The 19978-nt window shown below is 55.4% G+C and carries 19 protein-coding genes; 12 read left to right on the top strand and 7 right to left on the bottom strand.

Features of this window, described 5'->3' with window-relative positions:
• Window positions 1–21: 21 nt before the first annotated feature.
• Both N902_RS0110065 and N902_RS0110060 read right to left on the bottom strand, forming a co-directional pair.
• On the bottom strand, window positions 22–747 hold the full coding sequence (locus N902_RS0110065; protein ID WP_034622480.1) for an ATP-binding protein: 726 nt from the start codon (window positions 745–747) through the stop codon (window positions 22–24).
• 113 nt (window positions 748–860) lie between these two features.
• Window positions 861–2825: a monovalent cation:proton antiporter family protein gene (locus tag N902_RS0110060; RefSeq protein ID WP_027370832.1), complete on the bottom strand. Its 1965-nt coding sequence runs from the start codon at window positions 2823–2825 to the stop codon at window positions 861–863.
• A gap of 159 nt (window positions 2826–2984) precedes the next feature.
• Between N902_RS0110060 and N902_RS17365 the strand changes: the two genes are divergently transcribed.
• Complete coding sequence (locus N902_RS17365) at window positions 2985–3710, top strand: DUF1538 domain-containing protein (protein WP_051564499.1); 726 nt, start codon at window positions 2985–2987, stop codon at window positions 3708–3710.
• Window positions 3703–4065, top strand: coding sequence for a P-II family nitrogen regulator (locus N902_RS0110050; RefSeq protein ID WP_027370831.1), 363 nt, complete (start codon window positions 3703–3705; stop codon window positions 4063–4065). Before N902_RS17365 ends, N902_RS0110050 begins: the two co-directional genes overlap by 8 nt.
• Before the next feature lie 194 nt (window positions 4066–4259).
• Here N902_RS0110050 and N902_RS17360 read toward each other — a convergent pair whose 3' ends face one another.
• The 3 genes from N902_RS17360 to N902_RS0110030 all read right to left on the bottom strand — a co-directional run bounded on the left by N902_RS17360 (window position 4260) and on the right by N902_RS0110030 (window position 6280).
• On the bottom strand, window positions 4260–4496 hold the full coding sequence (locus N902_RS17360) for a 4Fe-4S binding protein (protein ID WP_034622478.1): 237 nt from the start codon (window positions 4494–4496) through the stop codon (window positions 4260–4262).
• A 95-nt stretch (window positions 4497–4591) separates the two neighbouring features.
• Window positions 4592–5599 (bottom strand): AIR synthase family protein, encoded by a 1008-nt coding sequence (locus N902_RS0110035; RefSeq protein WP_034622476.1) that lies wholly within the window; start codon window positions 5597–5599, stop codon window positions 4592–4594.
• A gap of 57 nt (window positions 5600–5656) precedes the next feature.
• On the bottom strand, window positions 5657–6280 hold the full coding sequence (locus N902_RS0110030) for a LysE family translocator (RefSeq protein ID WP_027370828.1): 624 nt from the start codon (window positions 6278–6280) through the stop codon (window positions 5657–5659).
• Between the two features lie 213 nt (window positions 6281–6493).
• Here N902_RS0110030 and N902_RS17355 point away from each other — a divergent pair, with 213 nt between their 5' ends.
• From N902_RS17355 to N902_RS0109990, 8 genes are all read left to right on the top strand, one after another.
• Window positions 6494–7045: a metal-dependent transcriptional regulator gene (locus N902_RS17355; protein ID WP_051564494.1), complete on the top strand. Its 552-nt coding sequence runs from the start codon at window positions 6494–6496 to the stop codon at window positions 7043–7045.
• Window positions 7046–7480: 435 nt separating this feature from the next.
• Window positions 7481–7699 (top strand): FeoA family protein, encoded by a 219-nt coding sequence (locus N902_RS0110020; protein ID WP_027370827.1) that lies wholly within the window; start codon window positions 7481–7483, stop codon window positions 7697–7699.
• 479 nt (window positions 7700–8178) lie between these two features.
• Window positions 8179–8406 (top strand): FeoA family protein, encoded by a 228-nt coding sequence (locus tag N902_RS0110015; RefSeq protein WP_027370826.1) that lies wholly within the window; start codon window positions 8179–8181, stop codon window positions 8404–8406.
• Window positions 8403–10886, top strand: a complete 2484-nt coding sequence (gene feoB / locus N902_RS0110010; protein WP_027370825.1) for a ferrous iron transport protein B — start codon at window positions 8403–8405, stop codon at window positions 10884–10886. The genes N902_RS0110015 and feoB overlap by 4 nt, the downstream gene beginning before the upstream one ends.
• A gap of 407 nt (window positions 10887–11293) precedes the next feature.
• Window positions 11294–11608 (top strand): hypothetical protein, encoded by a 315-nt coding sequence (locus tag N902_RS0110005; protein WP_027370824.1) that lies wholly within the window; start codon window positions 11294–11296, stop codon window positions 11606–11608.
• A 169-nt stretch (window positions 11609–11777) separates the two neighbouring features.
• Entirely contained in the window at window positions 11778–12581 is an 804-nt protein-coding gene (locus tag N902_RS0110000; protein WP_027370823.1) for a DUF4198 domain-containing protein, read from the top strand.
• A 95-nt stretch (window positions 12582–12676) separates the two neighbouring features.
• Complete coding sequence (locus N902_RS19690) at window positions 12677–12844, top strand: hypothetical protein (protein WP_153304188.1); 168 nt, start codon at window positions 12677–12679, stop codon at window positions 12842–12844.
• 110 nt (window positions 12845–12954) lie between these two features.
• Complete coding sequence (locus N902_RS0109990) at window positions 12955–14175, top strand: LbtU family siderophore porin (RefSeq protein ID WP_027370822.1); 1221 nt, start codon at window positions 12955–12957, stop codon at window positions 14173–14175.
• Window positions 14176–14359: 184 nt separating this feature from the next.
• On the opposite strand, the gene N902_RS0109985 is transcribed toward N902_RS0109990, so the two are convergent.
• Window positions 14360–15148: a sirohydrochlorin cobaltochelatase gene (locus N902_RS0109985; RefSeq protein ID WP_027370821.1), complete on the bottom strand. Its 789-nt coding sequence runs from the start codon at window positions 15146–15148 to the stop codon at window positions 14360–14362.
• Between the two features lie 128 nt (window positions 15149–15276).
• Here N902_RS0109985 and N902_RS0109980 point away from each other — a divergent pair, with 128 nt between their 5' ends.
• Together N902_RS0109980 and N902_RS0109975 are read left to right on the top strand one after the other, a co-directional pair.
• Complete coding sequence (locus tag N902_RS0109980) at window positions 15277–15504, top strand: type II toxin-antitoxin system Phd/YefM family antitoxin (protein ID WP_027370820.1); 228 nt, start codon at window positions 15277–15279, stop codon at window positions 15502–15504.
• A complete protein-coding gene (locus tag N902_RS0109975) occupies window positions 15492–15902 on the top strand; it encodes a type II toxin-antitoxin system VapC family toxin (RefSeq protein WP_027370819.1) in 411 nt (136 codons plus the stop codon). The genes N902_RS0109980 and N902_RS0109975 overlap by 13 nt, the downstream gene beginning before the upstream one ends.
• Window positions 15903–16010: 108 nt before the next feature.
• Here the strand turns inward: N902_RS0109975 and N902_RS0109970 are convergent, their stop codons facing one another.
• The gene (locus tag N902_RS0109970) at window positions 16011–19937 is read right to left on the bottom strand and encodes a cobaltochelatase subunit CobN (RefSeq protein ID WP_034622489.1); all 3927 of its coding nucleotides are present in this window, start codon (window positions 19935–19937) and stop codon (window positions 16011–16013) included.
• Window positions 19938–19978: the final 41 nt, after the last annotated feature.

Raw genomic sequence — 19978 nt, 5'->3', positions numbered from 1 at the left:
TCTTGTGAGCCTGCCGGATTTCTACTCCTCAGTAAGATCCACCTCTTGTATGACGTCCCCCTTGGTGCCCACAATCACATGCCGAATAGGCACCCGGCTTCCGGAAAGCTCTTTGGCCTTCTTGACCATGCCCAACAGCCCGGAACAGCAAGGAACCTCCATAGACAGGACCGTGACGCTGTTTATATCTCCCCGATCGAATATCTCCACGAACTTGTCCACATAGGCCTGGGCATCATCAAACTTCGGACAGCCCATGAGGGCCACCTTTCCGGGCAAAAACCGGGAATGATATTCTGCATTGGCCACCGGCGCACAGTCCGCAGTGATTAAGAGATCTGCTCCTTCCAGGAACGGGGCGTGTGGCGGCACCAGCCTGATCTGCACCGGCCAGTGGGACAGGGCCGAACCGGACTGCTCCTTGGGGATATTGGCCCTCTGGCAGGGGGAAAATTGCTTTAGTCCGGCCGAAGGGCATCCGGTGATCGTTGTGTCCGCTGCCTGCTTTCCGTTTAAAAGCTCCTGAACCGCTTGTTCGTCAAAGGGCTCCGCCTCGCGCTCCACGACCCGCAAGGCACCGGTAGGGCATTCCCCGAGGCAGTTGCCCAGACCATCGCAGTACTTTTCCCCAACCAGACGGGCCTTCCCGTCAATTATCTGAATCGCTCCCTCTTCACAGGCCGGAACGCACTGCCCGCATCCGTCGCATAACTCTTCATCGATTTCTATAATCTGCCGCGTGGTCATATTCAGGCTCCTTTATGGGATTTCTGCATCAAACTCATCGCTTCGCTTGAGTACGAATATAGCCCAAAATACAACCCATGCCTTGATCTGGATCAAAACCTCAGCTCAAAATATTATGTCCCAGAAAAAAGGTGCCATTTATTCACCACCTGGACCTGCTCGGCAAACATATACACCACATCCTCGGCCTGAAGCTGAAATCCTGCCTCCGGATTGGCGATCATCTGTCCGTGCCGCTGGACGGCGACGACGTTGAGCCCGTGCACCTTGCGCAGCTCTGCTTGTTCCAGGCTCTTTCCGTCCAGGAAGGATCCGGGATCCAGCTTCATGGCCACCACATCGAACCCGGAGCACACCCCGCTCATATCACAACTAGGATCCCACTGACTCTCAACCCGGCGCAACAGGCCGTATCCCTCGGCCCGGACCTCGGCTGTGAACCGTTCGATATCCCGGCGGGGAACCAGGTAGGCGCTTAAAACCCGGTTGAAGATCTCCACCGAGGTCTCGAACTCTTCTGGGATGACCTCTCTGGCTCCCAGCTCGCGCAAGGGCTCAATCTCGCTCACAAAACGGGTTCTGGCGACAATGTGCAGCCCGGGATTGACCCTGTGTGCCGTGTCAGTGATGTGCCGGATGGCGGCCGGATCGGCGATGACCAGGGCCAGGATCCGGGCCTTGCGCACTCCGGCATGCTCCAGGACGGCGTTGTGGGCCGCATCCCCGTAGAATATGGGTTCCCCCTTGGCCTTTTCCTGGCGCACGGTATCCGGATTCATCTCCACAACCACATAGCGCACATTGGCCATCTTCGCCGCACGAGCCAGATGCCGGCCCCCGATTCCGAAACCGACAATAATCAAATGATCTTCCAACTCGCCCGGTTCTCTCTGGCCGTCGGGCAAAAGTGGCCCCGCGCCCCAGGGGAGAAGGGCGGCAACCCTGGGAGCAAAGGCGATAAGGAGCGGGGTCAGGGCCATGGTCAGAATCGAGGCGGCCAGAAAGAGCTGGTACTCCTCTCCGGCAATAAGCCCAGCGCTCAAGCCCACACCGGCCAGGACAAAAGAAAATTCACCGACCTGTCCCAGCCCCAGGCCGCTCTGGGCGGCAACCCGCAGGGGGTAACCGATAACCAGTCCGGCCCCGGTCGCAATCACACTTTTGACCAGGATAACCAGTCCTGAAATCGCGGCCACGATGAGAATATGGTCCAGGAAGAAGCCGACATTTAAAAGCATGCCTATGGAGATGAAGAACAGACTGGTGAACACGTCCCGGAAAGGAAGAATGCCCTCCAGGGCATTCAAGCTGTATTCTGATTCGGAAATGAGCAGACCGGCCAGAAATGCCCCCAAGGAGAGAGACAGGCCGAACTTGGAGGTCAAAAGGGCGATGGAAAAGCACAACCCCAGAGTGGTCATCAAAAACAGTTCTCTGCTCTTGGTCCGAACCACGCAGTACAGGACCCAGGGCAGAACCTTTTTGGCCAGTATGTACAAGGAGCCGGCAATAAGCAGGGCCTTCCCGGCCAAAATAAGCAGCGTCTGGCTCAAATTTCCGGCTTGACCGGCCAGCAAAGGGACCAGGAGCATCATAGGGACCACAATAATGTCCTGAAATATGAGTATGCCCAGGCTGACCCGTCCGTGCGGGGCATTGAGCTCAGCCCGCTCATTGAGCATCTTAAGGACTATGGCCGTGCTGGACAGGGCGGCCAAAAATCCGAAAAATACTGCCTGCGCCGGAGATGCACCCCAAAACAATGCCAAGGCATCGAAAATAATGATGGTCAGCAGGACCTGGGCCCCGCCGCCTAAAAAAACCGGCTTGCGCAGGCGCAACAGCTCGTCAAAGGACATCTCCAGACCGATGACAAACAAAAGGAGAATAACCCCGATCTCGGCCACCATCTCCACCTCGTGGGTGGCCTGGACCAAACCCAGACCATGCGGCCCGGCCAGAAGGCCGGTGAGCAGAAAACCGATAATCGGCGGAATACGCAGCCGATGACAGAGAATGATCACCCCGATGGACAGGCCGAAGATAATGACCACTTCTTTAAGAATGGGAATTTCCATAACGCCCCCCCCCTGAGCAGGTATTGATGAGGCAGAGAAACCTCATCCCTGAAAGTTATTTTGCACATATACGGACCACTTCTGCCTGTCAATCTTGCGGTTATGCCCACACCGACAAGCCAGTTGCTGCGATCACTTCCTTGGGATACTATGTCTGTCATGACTGATTTGAAGAGAGAGCTACTGGACGTTGTGCAGGCCGTGCTGCCCATTGCCGGGGTGGTTCTTCTGCTGCAGATCTTTCTTATCTCCATGCCCTGGACAGGGTTTGCCCGCTTTGGTCTGGGTGTCGTCCTGGTCACGGCCGGGCTGCTGCTCTTCCTGCAAGGGGTGAAAATCGGGCTTCTGCCCATGGGCGAGGCCGTTGGTGCGGAACTCCCCAAGCGGGGCTCTCTGCCCTTTCTGCTCGTTTCTGCCTTTATCCTGGGCCTGACAGTGACCATGGCCGAGCCCGATGTCTGGGTCCTGTCCGGTTATGTGGATACAGCATCCGGTGGAGCTGTCTCCAAGTATGCCCTTGTTGTCTGCGTGGCTCTGGGCGTGGCCATCTTCGTCTCCCTGGCCATGCTGCGCATAGTCCTCAATGTGCCCATTGCTTATATCCTGGCCGCCGGATACTGCCTGATCCTGGTTCTGTCCTTTTTCACTCCTGCGGACTTTGTTCCCGTGTCTTTTGACGCCGGAGTGGTGACCACCGGCCCCATGACGGTCACCTTTGTCATGGCCATTGCCCTGGGCCTGGCCGATGCCCTGGAGGGCAGAAGTGCGGTCCAGGACGGATTCGGGCTCATCGCCCTGGTGGCCCTGGCCCCCATCCTCTCGGTCATGAGTGTGGGACTACTCCTAACCACACAGTCCAAACGAAAAGGAACCCGCAATGAATAGGGATACGTTCGACCTCATCGTCACTATTGTGAATAAGAATATGTCCGCGGATATCCTGCAGGCCTCCAAAGAGGCGGGAGCGGAAGGGGGGACTATTGTCTACGGCCGGGGAACAGGGATACATGAGAACAAGACCCTGTTCGGCATCCCCATTGAGCCGGAAAAGGAGCTCATCCTGACCATCGTGCCTCAGGATATAACCAACCAGGTCCAGGAGGCCATCATCCGGGCCGGAGAGCTGGATCAACCCGGAGCCGGCATCCTCTTTGTCCTGGAGCTGAAAAATGTAGCCGGAATCTGCCATCTCTGCATGGAGGAGTCAGAGCAGTCCCTGCAAGGCTCCTCAGATGAGTAACGCCAAGGATCTCTGGCGCGAAGAATGAGCGTCTGGTGAATCCGTTTGTTGGGATCTTCTTTCTTCGGGATCGAAATCGCTCTCGGGATCCCGATCTCGATTTTGACGGAAGATCTCTCTCAGGATCAGTGCATTGAAGGCGTGCCCATTCAGAATCCGTTCCTGGATACACAATAAAGCGACGAACATCGGCATCACGTCGTCTCCCGAATAGAAACCGCCCCCAGCGGGCAGGCCTCGATGCACTCCCAGCAGCCCATGCACATGTCCTGAAAGACCATGGGCGGCTCAAACGGCCCGTCGATCTGTTTCATGACCTTGTAGGTGCAGGCCTTGGCCGCCGCGCATACCCCCTTCTCCGGATCGCACTGTTCCGGGTTGCATGTTTCATAATCCACCATGGCAAAAGACTTCTTGGCTTGCAGATTCATACCCTGTCCTTCTTATCTGTTCTTGTGCTCTCCTGAGCAAGGTCCTGTGCTTTGGCAGGCATGATCAAGATTGATTGCAGGCGAGAGTGGATGATCTATCCGAATATTTTGGATATCTCGTCCTGATTATAATGCGGCAGGGGCTCACGGCTGCCGTTTTTGACCATGTATATACCCGCCTCAGGATCTGTAAACCTGCCGATCCGGGCGGCATTGATCCCGCCGGCTCGCAATTGGTCAATGACTTCATCGGATACCGAAGGATCTGAAGCGATCAAAAGGGCTCCGGAAGCAAAGGTGCCCAGGGGGTCGATTTCGTAGAACCCGCACAAGGCGGCCGTCTCCTCACTGATCGGGATCTGATCGTACCAGACTTCAACACCTGATTTGCTGGCATAAGCCATCTCATGAATTCCGGTGGCGATGCCGCCCTCGGTTGGATCGTGCAGGGCATGGACCTGCGGATACCCGGCGACGATTCGGGAATCCTGAATCACGCTGATGCCCGGGTCGTATAGGTACCTGCGGGCCCGGGCAATCATATCCTCTGAAAAACGCTTTGTGAGTTCTGCACCGCAATCAATGGCCATAATCGATGTGGCCTCTATCGCCGCCCATTTGGTCATGATCAGATCGTCGCCGGGTTTCGCCCCGGATGTCGGTTTCAGCCTGGATTTGTCCACTTCCCCCAGCATCTGCCCGACGACGATGGGGTTGTTCACCCCGCTGGTCACCTCAGTATGCCCGCCGCAAAAGGTGACTCCCAGGTTTTTGCAGCTGGTGGAAATCTGGGCAAAAACCTGCTCAAGCTCATCGCTCCTGGTCTGCTCAGGCATGAGGATCGTGGCCAGAAACCAGACCGGGGTTCCCCCTGTGGCTGCGATATCATTGGCATTTATATGCACAGCATAATAACCGATCTCACCCGTCACATGGGTGATCGGATCTGTCTTGGCGATCAGACAGCGATCGCCCATGTCGATGACTGCGGCATCCTCGCCAATGCCAGGCCCCAGCACGATTCGGGGGTGAGGATGTGTGTACTTGGAAATGAGCCGATCAAGGACAGCAGAATCAATCTTACCTGTTTGGAGTTCATCCATTATGTTTTCTCTTCTCACCTTCAACATACGGTTTAAGAGTCAGAGACAAAAATCTGATTATTCCAGGGCCAGCCAAATGCCCAGCCCCACCAGCAAAGTTCCTGTTATCTTGTTCATTACGCACAAATAGCCGCTCTTTTCCAAAAAAATCCTCAGGGTTTTTCCGCTGCTGGCATAGATTACCAGGCAAACAAACTCGATGAGCAGGATAAGAAAAAGCAGGATGCTCAATTGCGGGACAAGGGGCTGGGATGAATTGATAAAGGGTGGAAGCAGCGAGACCATGAAGGCCCACCCCTTGGGATTGCTTATTGCGGTAACAAAGCCTTGAACCATCAGGGTCTTTCTGGAGGTAGCACTCATCTTGTGCAGACTCTGATCCAGATCCACGCTGCCCTGGTCCCTCCACATCGAAATGCCCAGGAAGAGAAGGTAGCCGCCACCGGCCAGCTTGAATATGGTAAACACCAGGGGGAAGTTGAGCATTAAGGCGGAGATGCCCAGTACGGCCGAGGTTGCCACCAGGCCGACGCCGAAAAGCTCACCCCACATCATATAAAAGGAACGGCGAAGCCCCACGGACATACCCATGGTCATAGCCATGGTCATACACAGTCCAGGCAGGAACGAGACCCCAAAAAAGGTAGGAATGAACACCAACAATATGGATTGGTCAAACATAACCCAGTGTCTATAAAGGACTACGCACGTCTTGAAAAGTCCTGTTCGCCTTCTCGAAACCCTAGCCGTTGCAGACGGACACAGAGATTGGCACCAATCCATCGGCCGGTCAAGGCAGTGCCCCCGCAGCATCGGCCTTGACTTTTCCCGTCCGAACAACCTATACAATTTTCAATTGATGTTTGTAAGATCTAACTTTTACGAGGTCACCCCATGGCTTCAGATATGCGGCACTCGGCAAATCACAGGCCATTGACTCCGGTCATGGAGGACTACCTGGAGACCATCTACGACATCGGGCAGGAAAAAACTTTTGTCCGGGTCAAGGATATCGCCGGCCGGCTGAACGTGAAGATGCCCACTGTGACCAGCATGCTCAAGACCCTGCGGGAGCGGGGCCTGGTCCACTACGGCAAGTACGAGTATGTCGAGCTGACCTCGACCGGTACCGAGGTTGGACGGGAGATGCGCCGGCGACATGAAATATTGCTTCAGTTTTTGACCCATGTGCTCAAAATCGAGCCCCAGGTAGCTGACCAGGAGGCCTGCAAGATGGAGCACGCCCTGAGCGAAGAGACCTTGAGCAGCCTGACCGATTTTATGCACTTTATCCAGGTCTGTCCCCGGGCTGGAGATAAGTGGCTTGAATATTTCGAAGAGTACAGGCAGCAAGGAAAAAGTCCGGACAAATGCCGAGCCAGAGGCAAGGACTTCTCCTGTGAGTTTGTCAATCAAATCAAATCCGTGTCCGACCCAGAGTCCTAGCGACCCCCATTTCGATATCCTTCGCCTCCAAGGTCAGCAAAGCTCCAGGCCCGAGAAGGCCCTGCCAGGTGATGGGCAATTCTAAGCCCTTCAATCCTGGGCACATGCTTTGCCGGACCACCTTGGTCCTTTGGCACACAAAATGTTTGGAAGGCCGAACTTTTTCTTGACAGTGTCACAAACTGGTCATAGTGTGTTTTTTCGCAAAAGGGATTTCTAACTTTGTTTTGCAACTCTTTACCTATGCTGCATGCGTTCATGAACGGCTGGGCTTTGCACGGACCATGACCAGCCAGTTCACAAGAACTGTGGAGATAATCAATGTTTCAAACCAGGGATGCTCCCGGCAGATGGGGATCAATTCTGCGTCGAGCAATGTGCTGCGGTCCTTCGGTTCCCTCACCCCAAAACAGGGCAGATGAAGGAGAAAAATGCTTGGATCAAGTTCGTCCCGGTCAATTTTTTCGCATCGCCCGGGTCAGCGAGGGCCATGGGCTGTGCTGCAAACTGTACGGGATGGGCCTGGTACCCGGGGTTATTCTCACAGTGATCAGCAATTCCGGCCGAGGGCCGGTAGTAATCTCTGTGCAGGGCTCGCGCATCGGACTGGGCCGGGGCATGGCCAGGCATATATGGGGCTGTGTCTGCAGCTGACAGACATTCGATATGTGCAGAAAGAGCTCAGCAGTGCAGGCATAATTTTTTTGGTTCTTCGACATAGCCTGTGGATCTTTGGAGTTTGCCATCTCTTCTGTAGGCAATTCCACAGGCTGCGTCGAAGAGCCCCATTTTTTCTTGACAAACCGACATGCCAGCCAAGGCGCAGGCACGCTTGCGCACCGAAGCATACAAACGATTTCCATACCGATACCGACTGGGAGTGGTTACCCAATCGGATCCTGATAACTATTAACCAATAACTCATAACAGTTTTTCATACAAACCATCTTGGCCCACGCTCAGGACAAAATCGGCTTGAAAAGGTAACTCAACTTACCTTTTTTTATTCTTTACTTGTTAGAACTATCTAATAATTGTTGGCTTGCCATACAAAGAGATCACGGGTCCTGGCAAAGTGTCCTCTACTTGGGCGCTCAGCTGAAAAAAGGCAATAAACTTGGAGAAACAACGAGATGTCTACGACCTTAAGGCATATCCTGCCCGGCAACAGCTGCACCATTACCGCAATATCAGCCGACGGCGGCCTGGGACAGCGTCTTTTTGATCTCGGTCTGCTTCCAGGGCAAAAGATCACAGTCCTGCGCAATGCACCGCTGAAAGACCCGGTTGAAGTGGAGGTGGGCAACACCTTGGTCAGCCTGCGCCGGGAGGAGGCCGCTCAGGTGGAGGTCCAGGCATGAAATCCAAGCCTGCGGTGGTCGCCCTGGCCGGTCAGCCAAACTGCGGAAAGTCCACTGTGTTCAACATGCTTACCGGAGCCCGCCAGCACGTGGCCAACTATCCCGGGGTCACGGTGGAGAAAAAAACCGGCATCTTCACGGCTCACAGCCAGAGCTATGAACTCGTCGATCTTCCCGGGACCTACGCCCTGACCTCCTATTCCCTGGAAGAACGAGTGACCCGGGATTTCCTCTTTTCCCAGGAGCCGGATCTGGCAGTTGGGGTCGTGGACGCCTCCAATCTGACCAGGCATCTGGCCTTTCTGCTCCAGGTCATGGAGATGGGCCGCCCGGTTCTGGCTGTGATGAACAAAATGGACGTGGCCAGGCGGGCCAACATACAACTTGATCTTTCAGCCCTGGAAGACAAACTCCAGGTGCCGGTCATCCCCACCGTAGGTTCTTCCGGGCAGGGCAAACAGGAGCTGCAGGAGGCTATCCACCAGAGTGTGCAGGGAAAAGCATCTATTGCCGCAAACCCTGTGGACTATGGGTCCCTGGAGAAGGATATCCTGGCTCTGCGCTTCAGTCTGGAGCAGTTCAATGTCGCGTCCCCGGCTACTTCCCGCTGGCTGGCAGTCAAGCTTCTGGAGGGAGACACTCAGGCCAGGGAATGGCTGCAAGAGCATGCTGATCAGGCCCAGGAGCTCCTGGCCGAAGCCGATTCCAGGAGCCGGGAGTTTGCCCAGGACCATGGTCAGTCTGTGCAGCAGCATACTGGGCTGTGCCGCTACAACCGGGCCAAAGAAATCCACGACGCAATAAGTTCAGCCCAGAGCACCAGGCTGGCCAGGTTCACGGACCGCATCGACAGCATTGTCTGCCATAAGCTCCTGGGGCCGATCATCCTGGTGGCGGTCATCTATCTTTTGTATCAGCTGTCCATTGTCCAGGGGTACAAGGTGACCAACTATACCTGGCCCATCCTGGAATGGATCAAGGGCCTGGTAGCCTCGGTCCTGCCCCAGTCAGGATTTGTGTTTGATCCCGTGCTCCGCAGCCTGGGCCTGTGGTTCATGGACAGTGTGAATGCCCTTTTGAACTACATCCCCATCTTCCTCATCCTTTTTGCCCTGATCGCCTTTTTGGAGGATGTGGGCTACATGCCCAGAATGGCCTTTCTCATGGACCGCCTATTCAAGCGCTTCGGCCTGCACGGGCAGTCCACCCTGCCCATGGTCCTGGGCGGGGTCTATGTGGGCGGATGCGCGGTCCCGGCGGTCATGTCCACCAAGGGCATTCCGGACGACCGGGCCAGGCTGGCCACCATTTTGATCATTCCCATGCTCAACTGTCTGGCCAAGGTTCCCCTGTATATTCTGCTGGTCAATGCCTACTTCCCGGGCCACAAAGGCCTGGCCATGTTCTTTATCTCCACCATCACCCTGTTCATGGCCCTGCCGGTGGCCAAGATCCTGAGCATGACCGTGCTCAAGAACCGGGAGACCGCCCCGTTTCTGATGGAAATGCCCAGCTATCACCTGCCGACGGTCAAGGGGGTCCTGGGCCGCTCCCTGGAACGGACCTGGCTCTTTGTGCGCAAAATCGTGACCATTGTGGCTGCCGTAGCGGTCATTGTCTTTGTCCTCCTGCGCTTTCCAGGCTTAAACGAACAGCAGGAGGCAGACTATGCCCAGCGGGCCGGCCAGGCAGTAGCTGCCTTTCAAGATGCCCTGCAGGGCACGCCCTATGCCGGAGAGTTGCCGGATCAAACGGCTGTGATGCGCCTGCTCCGCTTCCAGGATGAATACAAGCAGGCCCGCAGACAGGTCGGCAGCCGGCAGGAATCAGAGCAGATCAATAAAAAATTTGAAGCCAAGAACCCGGATTTCTACACCATTGTCAAACGGGGCCGCAAACCGGCTGCAGCCAGACAGGCCGGCCGGGCCGTACAGACCCTGGACCGGGAGCGCATGAGCCTGCGCCGTGAAATCCGCTCTCAACGGATAGATGCCAGCTTTCTGGGCCAGATCGGACGGGCCCTTGAGCCGGTGACTCAGTGGGCAGGATTTAACTGGCGGATTAATGTCTCATTGCTCAGCGCCTTAGCGGCCAAGGAATCCCTGGTGGCCACCCTGGGAGCCATCTACCAGCAGGATGAGGACAGCTCAGGCAGCCTGGAATCCAGGATGAAGGAACAGGAAAAGGGCTACACCCCTTTGCACGCCCTGGCCCTGATCCTGTTCATGGCCCTGTATCCGCCCTGTCTGGCCACCTTGATCGGGATCAAGATCCAGACCCTGTCCACCAAGTGGATGCTCTTTTCCCTAGCTTATCAGATCAGCCTGGGTATCGGGGTGGCTGTTTTGATCTTTTCCGGCGGACAGGCCCTGGGCCTGAGCGGCCTGCAGGCCATGTTCGGATTCTACGCCCTGATGGTCCTGATAACCATCGGGATGGGGCTTATACCTCATGCGAAGCGTCAGCAAGATGACAGATGACTTTTGTTTCTCCGCCTCGTGGGCCAAGACATGCTTGGCCCCTACGGTTTTTCAGCTACGACTGGGATATCAGCCGTAGGGGCGGGACCTTGCTTGCCCGGTGAAATCTGATCCCGTTAGGGCATTTCACTGGATGTCCGTCCAGGCACAAGAGGGCGAATGATTATTCGCCCCTACTCTTGATGCGCCAGCTTCATCCTGGATCAAACTGGCGGCTTCTAACGAATTCGACAGTCAAAAGCTATTACATAGGCATTTGTTTTTATCAACGATAGTCTAGGGACAAGCCGGATGTTGTAATTTTCATCCTATCTTGTTGATTTTATTTTTATAACCGTGAACCGTAAACCTAGAACTTTGAACCGGCAAGACATCAACCAACAAACTAAAATCACAGGAGGTTCGTTATGCGTACGTTGTATTTGTCCTTTTTAACCGCAGCTTTGTTCGTCTTGACAGCCACCGGAGCCCTGGCTCACACCCCGTTGTGCTCCTGCTGGGACAATGGAGACGGAACCATCACTTGCGAAGGTGGCTTCTCCGATGGCTCCAGTGCCGCTGGGGTGGACATGTATATCCTTCAGAACGGGAATAAAGTTATCTCTGGAGAAATGGACGATTTCTCCGAGTTTACCTTTGAGGAGCCCGGTGGGAACTACACAGTAGTTTTTGATGCCGGTAAGGGGCACAAGGTGAAGATCAAAGGCAATGAAATTTACTAACCATCGTACACGAACCATCAACCAAAGGACACATATTAACCGACAAGAGGGAACAGTTGTCTGGCAACAGGTATGAGTTATATATGGGAATTCGTTCCATTTTATAGCCATCAACGATTGCCTGGTAACTAATAACAGATAACCAATACCTACAACAGGAGGTTTTTACATGAAAAAGCTGTTCACGTGCACCGCAGTCCTGGGAGTTCTGTTCTGGATGAGCCTGCCGGTTCAGGCCCATTTTCAGACCATCTACACCCCCGAGTCTGCTCTGGAGCGGGGAGGGGCCATTGAGCTTAAAATCTTCTTTACCCACCCCTTTAAAGCCGGGCATACCATGGATATGCACAAGCCTGAAGAGTTCTTTGTCCTCCGCAAGGGACGAAAAACTGACTTGATGGACTCCCTCAAACCCATCACCTGGACCAGCCTGGACAACAGCGGCAAGGCCTATGAAGCCAGCTACCGCTTGCGGGGCATGGGGGACAATGTCTTTTGCCTCACCCCTGCACCGTATTACGAAGGCGAGGAAGACAGTTACATCCAGCAGATCACCAAGGTGGTAGTCAATACGGCCGGCTTTCCCACGGACTGGGATTCGGAGATCGGCTTGCCCACCGAGATTGTACCCCTGGACAAGCCCTACGCCCTGTGGACCGGCAATGTCTTTCGCGGCGTGGTCAAAAGCGACGGCAAGCCGGTGCCTCATGCCGAGATCGAGGTTGAGTACTTAAATCATGAACCGCTGATGGACCAAAACGCTTTTGCCCAGGAAGCCGAGGTCGAGGCGCCTCAAGACGCCTTTGTGACCCAGACCATCAAGGCTAATGTGAACGGGGAGTTTACCTACGCTCTTCCTGAGGAAGGCTGGTGGGGTTTCTGCGCCTTAGGCACAGGACCGGACACCGAATACAAAGGCAAGGCCCTGTCCCAGGATGCCGTGATCTGGGTCCAGGCCCGGGACATGGAATAAGCAAACCCGCGGCCGCATTTTTTTTTTGCGGCCGCGGTTAGAAATTTCTAATTATGATTGATATATCTTTCCAGGGACCTTTTTGGGAGGCTCTCATGCAGACCGCTCTTCTCATGCTCATATGTGCGATAGCCGCAGGATATCTTGCTTTACGCCTGTACCGGACCATGAAGGTCGAATCCGGGGGCTGCTGCGGGTGCTGCATCTGCCGGGAAGCTCCGGCAGCAGAGGAGGAGCACAACCGAGATAGCATCTGCAACTGAGACACGTAATGTGGCCTCCATTTCCGGGAAGGTGCCTCGAACCAGGTTGCGTGGCTCTTTCAGGGCCTGAAGAGAACACAATAACTCAAATCCCAACGAAGGAAAAAAACATGAACAAAATTTTTCATACCCTGATCTGGACAGCAGCCTTGGGCATGGTGGCTGGGCCGACCATGGCCCAGGACATGTCCAACAACGAGCTGATGCAGGAGCTGAAAAAGACCCAGAACAGGCTGCAGAAGCTGGAGCAGGAGCTGCGGGATAGACAAGATTCTTCTCCTTCACAGGTCGAAGAGAGCCCCCGCGACCTGCAGGGCATTTCCGAGCGAATACGCAAGGTGGAGGACAAGCTCCAGGACACCCCCCTACTGGGCGGGCTGTCCGATCGCCTGAGCATCAGCGGAGTTATTGAGGCTGAGGCCGGCTATGAAGACACGGACTATGACGATCCAAGCAAAGAGGATGAAGACTCCAGCGATATCACCCTGGCCACAGTGGAACTGGGAATTGACGCCGATATTTCCAAGTACGTCAGCGGACATGTCCTCTTGCTGTGGGAAGAGGACGACACCGAGCCGGTGGATCTGGATGAGGGCTACATCACCCTGGACGGTGCGGACAAGCTGCCCATGTACGCCAATATCGGAAAGCTCTACGTCCCCTTTGGCAACTTTGGCACCCATTTCATCAGCGATCCCCTGACCCTGGAGCTGGGGGAAACTCGGGAAAGCGCGGTGCAGGCCGGCTGGGGCAACGATTATTTCGATATCAGTGCTGCTGTGTTCAACGGGGATGTGGATGAATCTGGAGAGGACAACCATGTGGAAAGCTATGTGGCCAATGCGGCGGTTAGCCTGCCGGAAAACACCCTCCCCGGTCTGAATATCAGCTTTGGAGGGTCCTACATCTCCAACATCGCGGACAGCGACGGCCTGGAGGGCGAGGTCTCAGGAGATCTCGCGGATTATGTCCCCGGCCTGGGAGCCTTCCTGAGCTTGTCGTATGAGGAACGCATTTTTCTGGAAGCAGAATACGTCGGGGCCCTGGACAATTTTGAAGCCGGCGAGCTTGGTTTTGATGCGGGACAGCACATGGAGCCCCAGACCTGGAACTTTGAACTGGCCTTTGCCCCTGCAGAGAGATGGACTCTGGCCGCCCGCTACGAAGGCGGGGACGACCTGGGCGATTTTCTGCCCGAGACCCAGTACGGGGCGGCGGTCAGCTACAGCCTGTTTGAAAACACAGCCCTGGCTGTGGAGTATCTGCATGGGGAGTTTGAAAACGACGACGAGCAGGATCGGATAACCACCCAGCTGGCGGTGGAGTTCTAGGCGGAGAGCACCGGTTTCTTCCAAAAGACCTTGTTGCCCGGGGGGGCATCTGCTCATGAGGGCACAAAGGTGTTTACTCTTTGCAGGCTACACTCAGCTGCGCGGGAAATACATTCCAGCTAGCACCCCTCTGCAAGCGGCCTGCCGGAATGGACACTTCAGGCAGGCCGCCTTTCGCACAAAGTTATCCCGCCTCCTCGACTCGATCAGGAATCACATCCAGGGCCTCCCGAATGTGACTGCAGAAGATATTCCCGATACCCGGCAGCTCACCCATGCCCCGGGAATCCAGACGAACCCCTATTCCGGAGGCTTCAAACATGGACTTCCAGGAATCTTCCTCAGCTGCGCACAAATCCTCCTGAAAATGCACCCCGGCCACCAGCATGAAAGGCACCAGGCAGACTTTGGAAAATCCGGCTTTGAGCACATCATCGACAACCTCCTCGGCCTCGGGGCAGCCCTCAACCGCCCCCACAAAGACCCGGCCGTGCAGATGCTTGCGGGCCATGCGCTCCAGGGCCGGATAGGCGGCCCAGATCGCGTGATCTGTCCCGTGTCCGACCAGAACCAGGGCTTCATCCTCATCCGCCTGCACCTCATCCAGCAGAGCCCTAAGCGCGGCCAGATAGTCCTGGGGCGAATCCAGCAAAGGCAGACCGATGGATGTGCGCACCGAGCAATCTTTGACCTCATCCACCAAACGGTCGAACTCGTGCCCGCAGACCAGGTGCAGGGACTGGACCACGGCCCACGCATGCCCGGCCTGAGAAAGCTCATGCAGTACCTGATGCGGATGCTGATACGTGTGACCTTGCTTGTTTTGTATTCGGTCCCGGACCATGCGGGAGGTAAAGGCCCAATGCACCGGATGATCCGGAAAGCTCTCCTTTACCTTGGCGTCCAAAAGATCATAGGTCCGCCTGGCCCGGGTCGTGGTCCCAAAGGCGGCCATGACGATAGGTATATTCATCTTTTCTCTCATGCTTATGCCCTCAGCTACGCTGGAAGGAAGTTCCTGCTTTCTTTGGGAGCGAATCAGTCCAGAACGTGCCTTGACTTAGTCTTCCACTTAGTCCATGCTTGCACACGGAGGTCATTATGCCAACGATTATCAATGTCCATGAAGCCAAAACCCATCTTTCCAAATTGTTGAAAAGGGCCCATGAAGGGGAGGAGATAATCTTGGCCAAGGACGGCAAACCGTATGCCCGACTTCTCCCCCTGGAAGACATGCAGCCCCGGGTTCCAGGCCTTATAGACGGATGGATAGATGATTCTTTCTTTGAGTCTCTTCCGGAAGACGAGCTGAATGCATGGGATCAATAAGCGGCCACAAATCAGCGTATCTTTTGGATACTCATACCCTTTTGTGGTGGCTGACCAATGATCCCAAGCTATCCGCCCGGGCCTTTGAAATAATTCAAGCCCCACACAATGCAATCCTGGTCAGCAGTGCTTCAGGCTGGGAAATTGCAACCAAATACCGCTTGGGAAAGCTGCCTCACGCATCGGACGCAGCAACTCGTCTGCCCCAACTTCTGCACAAGGCACGTATGGAAACCCTGCCCATGACCATGGAACATGCTTTGGCCGCAGGAGCACTGCCGGGACCCCACCGAGACCCCTTTGACCGTATGCTCATTGCCCAGGGCCAGATTGAGGACCTGCCTATCGTCACCTCCGATCCGGCCTTTGCCCACTACTCTGTAGAACTGGCCTGGTAAACAAGGTGTCTCCTTTCCTTAACTAGCTGACATGTAAAAACAAAGCGTCAGCTGCATTTTTACCAGGAGATAATCACCCCGACAATGCTCTGGTGCATTGGTTTTGGATCAATCTCTCGTGTTGCCCCTTCGCATCCCCAGCCCGAACAGTCCGATGATGAGCAGGATGATCAAAGAGGCGAACCACTGCACGCCGGAGGAGGCCAGTTGCGTGCTCTTGTCCTGTTTATCCTTTCTTTCCATCTTGTATCCTGTGACCTCCTGCTGTTCTGCGCCCCCGGACGTCTTCTGTTCTGAGTCATTGACCCTTTTCTTTTGCGGCTGGTCCTTGCTTTGCTTGCGGGAGGGTCGTTGCAGGCTTTGCTGCAGCTTCTGCTGCAGGGCTTCCCGGGCCTGAACCTGCTGGATCAGCTTTTGCCCCGTAGCCTGCTCCACAGCCAGCTTGAACTCTTCCACCATCTGCGGAGACATGACCCCAGGCAGGGAGATGACGTTAACCACCATCTGATTGAGCATGGGGTTGTTGCAGGTGTGGTCACAACAGGCCACGCCCTTGTCTACCACATTTAAGGCATACTCAGCCGCCAGCTTCTTTTTCACCTTGTCTTCAGCCTGCCAATACCCTTTGCGCACCGCCTCTAGCATGCGGGCCGTGATGGACTGGTAGGCCCAGGGATTGGATTCATTCATGAACTCTTTAACATTCTGGCCGTACTTGTCCTGGACATAGACCGCATAGGTCTGTTCCCACTTGGCCTCGTCCACAGCCTGGGGTGTGGTCACCTGCCAGCCCCACATGTAGTCCACAAACTTGGACATCTCCCGGGCTCCGGCATAGTCCTCCTTTTTCATCCCTTCTATCCACTCCGGGTTCAAATACCGGGTGCGCAGCTCCCGTCCTAGGGTCTTGGCCGCATCTTCCACCTCTACCTGCCCGGCCTCTTGCTGCTGGGTGATCAAGGTGTCCGGGGCCTGGCCGCTTTCAGTGCGCACGGCCAGGGACAACCCGCCCAGGTACTGAAACATATCGTCGTTGTCCATTGTTCCGTACACATTGGAAGACCGGGAATGGACTGTGGTATCCACAGAGGCAAGGTTGTCTTTGAATACCTCCTGGGCCGACTGGCCCCACATGCCCTGACCAAAGGCATACCCCACCCGGTTTTCATAGACCTCGGCGATCTCCTGTTCCGACTTCCAAAGCCCGGAGGCTCCGGTCATCTCCGAGACCCCGGTGCCGTAGGACCCGCTCTTTTCAGAGAAGATACGCACTGTAGACAGTCTGTCCGCCTTCTCCTCTGTCATCCCCTGGGCTCGCAACCGACGTTTGAGGCTGGCACTGTGCTCGCGCAGAAGATTTTTGATATCGGTCTGCACCGCCGCCTTTTGCACTGCCCTGTCCAAAAAGCGCATCTTGTTCGGGAACAAATCCCGGTACAGCCCAGAAGGATTGATCAGGACGTCAATGCGAGGACGGTCCAGCTCCCGACCGGGAATAACCTCGGTCCCGGTCACCCGGCCCGAGACGTCCCAGGTGGGCTTAATCCCCAAAAGACTGAGGATAGTGCTTTCATTGACCCCTTCGTTGCGGATAGTCTCTGTGGCCCACAGCACCACAGCCACCTTCTGGGGGTAGGTCCCGTTTTTTTCCAGGGAGGCGTTGATCATCTGCCGGGCCGCTTTTTTGCCCAGCTTCCAGGCTGAACGCGAGGGGATCTTCTGGGGATCAAATCCGAAAAAGTTCTTCCCCGTGGGGACAGCTGAGGGGTTGCGCACCGGATCGTTGCCTTCACCGGCCGGTATGTATCTGCCTTCCAGACCCGCAAGCAGCCGTTCGATCTCCAAATTTCCAGACTCGGCAAGCGAGCTGCGGATCTTAGCGGGCGAGCTGTCTGTAATATGTTCTGTGATGGTCTCTACGGTATCGGTCAGGGCCTGACCTTGGGGCGAGCGGCCGAAGGTGTGCAGACCATAGGGCATAAGGTTGCCCTTGAGTTCAAGAAGATAATGCTCGATTTCCTCCAAGGCGTTGGAATCATAGGTAGTAATTCCCAGATCCGTGTCCAGACCCAGCTTACGGGTTACGGCCTTGATCTCCTCCAGCTTGGCCTCGGCAGTTTGGCTCTGCATGGCCTGAGAGCGGTTGTAGCCGTTGATCAGATCGTAGAGACGACGGTACTCCTGATACAGACCGCCCTTGCGCAGAGGCGGAGTCAGATGGTCGATGATCACCCCCCGGCCTCTGCGCTTGGCCTGAATCCCCTCGCCTACGTCGTCTACAATGTAGGGATACAGGTTGGGGATGTCTGTGAGCATAACCTCCGGAGGACAGGATGGGGCAAGGCCGGCCTGCTTCCCAGGTAGCCACTCGTAGGTGGCATGGGTGCCCAAGTGAATCATGGCATCGGCCTCGAACTCATGCTTGAGCCACAGGTAGGCTGCAATATACTGATGGTGAGGCTGCAGGGTGGGATCGTGATACAGCTTCATGGGCTCATCCCCCCAGCCCCGGGCCGGCTCGGGCAAAAGCAATACATTGCCCAGACGGAATCCGGGAATGATGAGCTCCCGGTCCTTAATCATTATCGAGGACTTCTCCACCGGCCCCCACTGTTCCAAGACCTGGCTCCGGAATTGGGCTGGGAGGCGGGAAAACCATTTTTTGTATCTGGACACCGGCAGGCGGATTACTTTTCCCTCCACAAGTAGCCTGTGCAGCTCTCCCGGAGCCCAGCTGCCGATATTTCGCCCGTATTTGAGCACTAGATCCTTGAGCTCCTTTTCTCCTGGCAGCTCCTTTTCATCTACTTGATAGCCTTCGTCCTGCATACGTCGCAAAATCCGCTCCAAGCTACGAAAAACATTCAGGTAGCTGGCCCCGATGTTCTGCTTCCCCTGGCTGTGATTGTAGTACAAAACGGCCACCTTCTTGTCCTCGTTGGGCATGGTCTGTAGCTTGCGCCACATCCGCAGCCTGGGCAGAAGGCGGTCCAGACTGTCTGTAATCACCCGAGAACGGGTAATCTTCCGGCCTGTTTCTGGGTCTGTGACCTCTACCGGGCCAGTCAAGGGCGTGGGCTCGATCAGCCCGGATATCTCCGGGTTGGCCATGGTCCAGACCACATGCATGGGCGGGATGCCCTGTGGGTTTTCCCGCCACTCGGATATGGTCTGCCCATACAGATTGACTACGTTCACAACCGGGACATCCAGTTCCTGCAGGGCCTTTTGCACTGAGCTATTTACTGCCGAATAAAACTTGAGGGAAAAAGCCAGGATACAATCCACCCGGGAAGAACGGCTTTCATCCAGGAGCAGGGAGGTCAGCACCTCTTCGTCCCGGCCGAAACAGACGGCCACATTCCATCCCGCCTTTTCCACCTCCTGAATCAGGGTGTCCACAGCCTGTCTTTGCCCCGGAATCAGGGAGGAGGAAAAGAGCATCAATCCCAGCCAGGGCTTTTCTGCCTCTCCAGGCCCTTTACCCATGTACCATTTGTGATAAGCGGAAAAGCTAGTAAATGTTGAGTCGGCCTCAGGATGGTACATGCCGGTCTGCGGTCGCTTGTGCACTGGATCGTACCCAACGGATGCATCCAGCTGGTCGTGGATGACACGACGGAGCATGTTGTGGATGTTTTGCACCGAAAGATTTTGAAAATAGGCCTGAATCGTTGGCTCAAAGCGAAAACCCTTGCTTTTCAGCTTCTGGTCGTCATTGGAGCCGCGCAGGGCATAGACCGGCCTAGACTGAGTATTCACATTTTCCAGGAGATAGTCAGTGATTTGAGGCTGCATCACATCAGCCACAATGACCTCCGAGCCCTGGATGAATTCCCGGGCGGCTTGACTGTCTTGAATATCTGCATGGGTAAAAAAGCAGACCTTGATGTTTTTTGGCGGATACAGCTTTTTCAGGGCCTCGTTTACCGCATAGGAATCGGCATCAATAACCAGAAGGGCAACCTCGTCGGCGTGGGACAAGGAAGGGAGAAGCGCACATACACAAAGGATAAGAAGTACATATTTAAGCATGGTTATCACTTCACAGAAAGATGAGATCCGCTTGCCTTTTC

Source organism: Desulfovermiculus halophilus DSM 18834 (assembly GCF_000620765.1).
In the GTDB taxonomy this organism is placed as follows: Bacteria; Desulfobacterota; Desulfovibrionia; order Desulfovibrionales; family Desulfothermaceae; genus Desulfovermiculus; species Desulfovermiculus halophilus.
The sequence above is the reverse complement of the archived record's forward strand: the minus strand, read 5'-3'. Positions and strand labels throughout refer to the sequence as shown.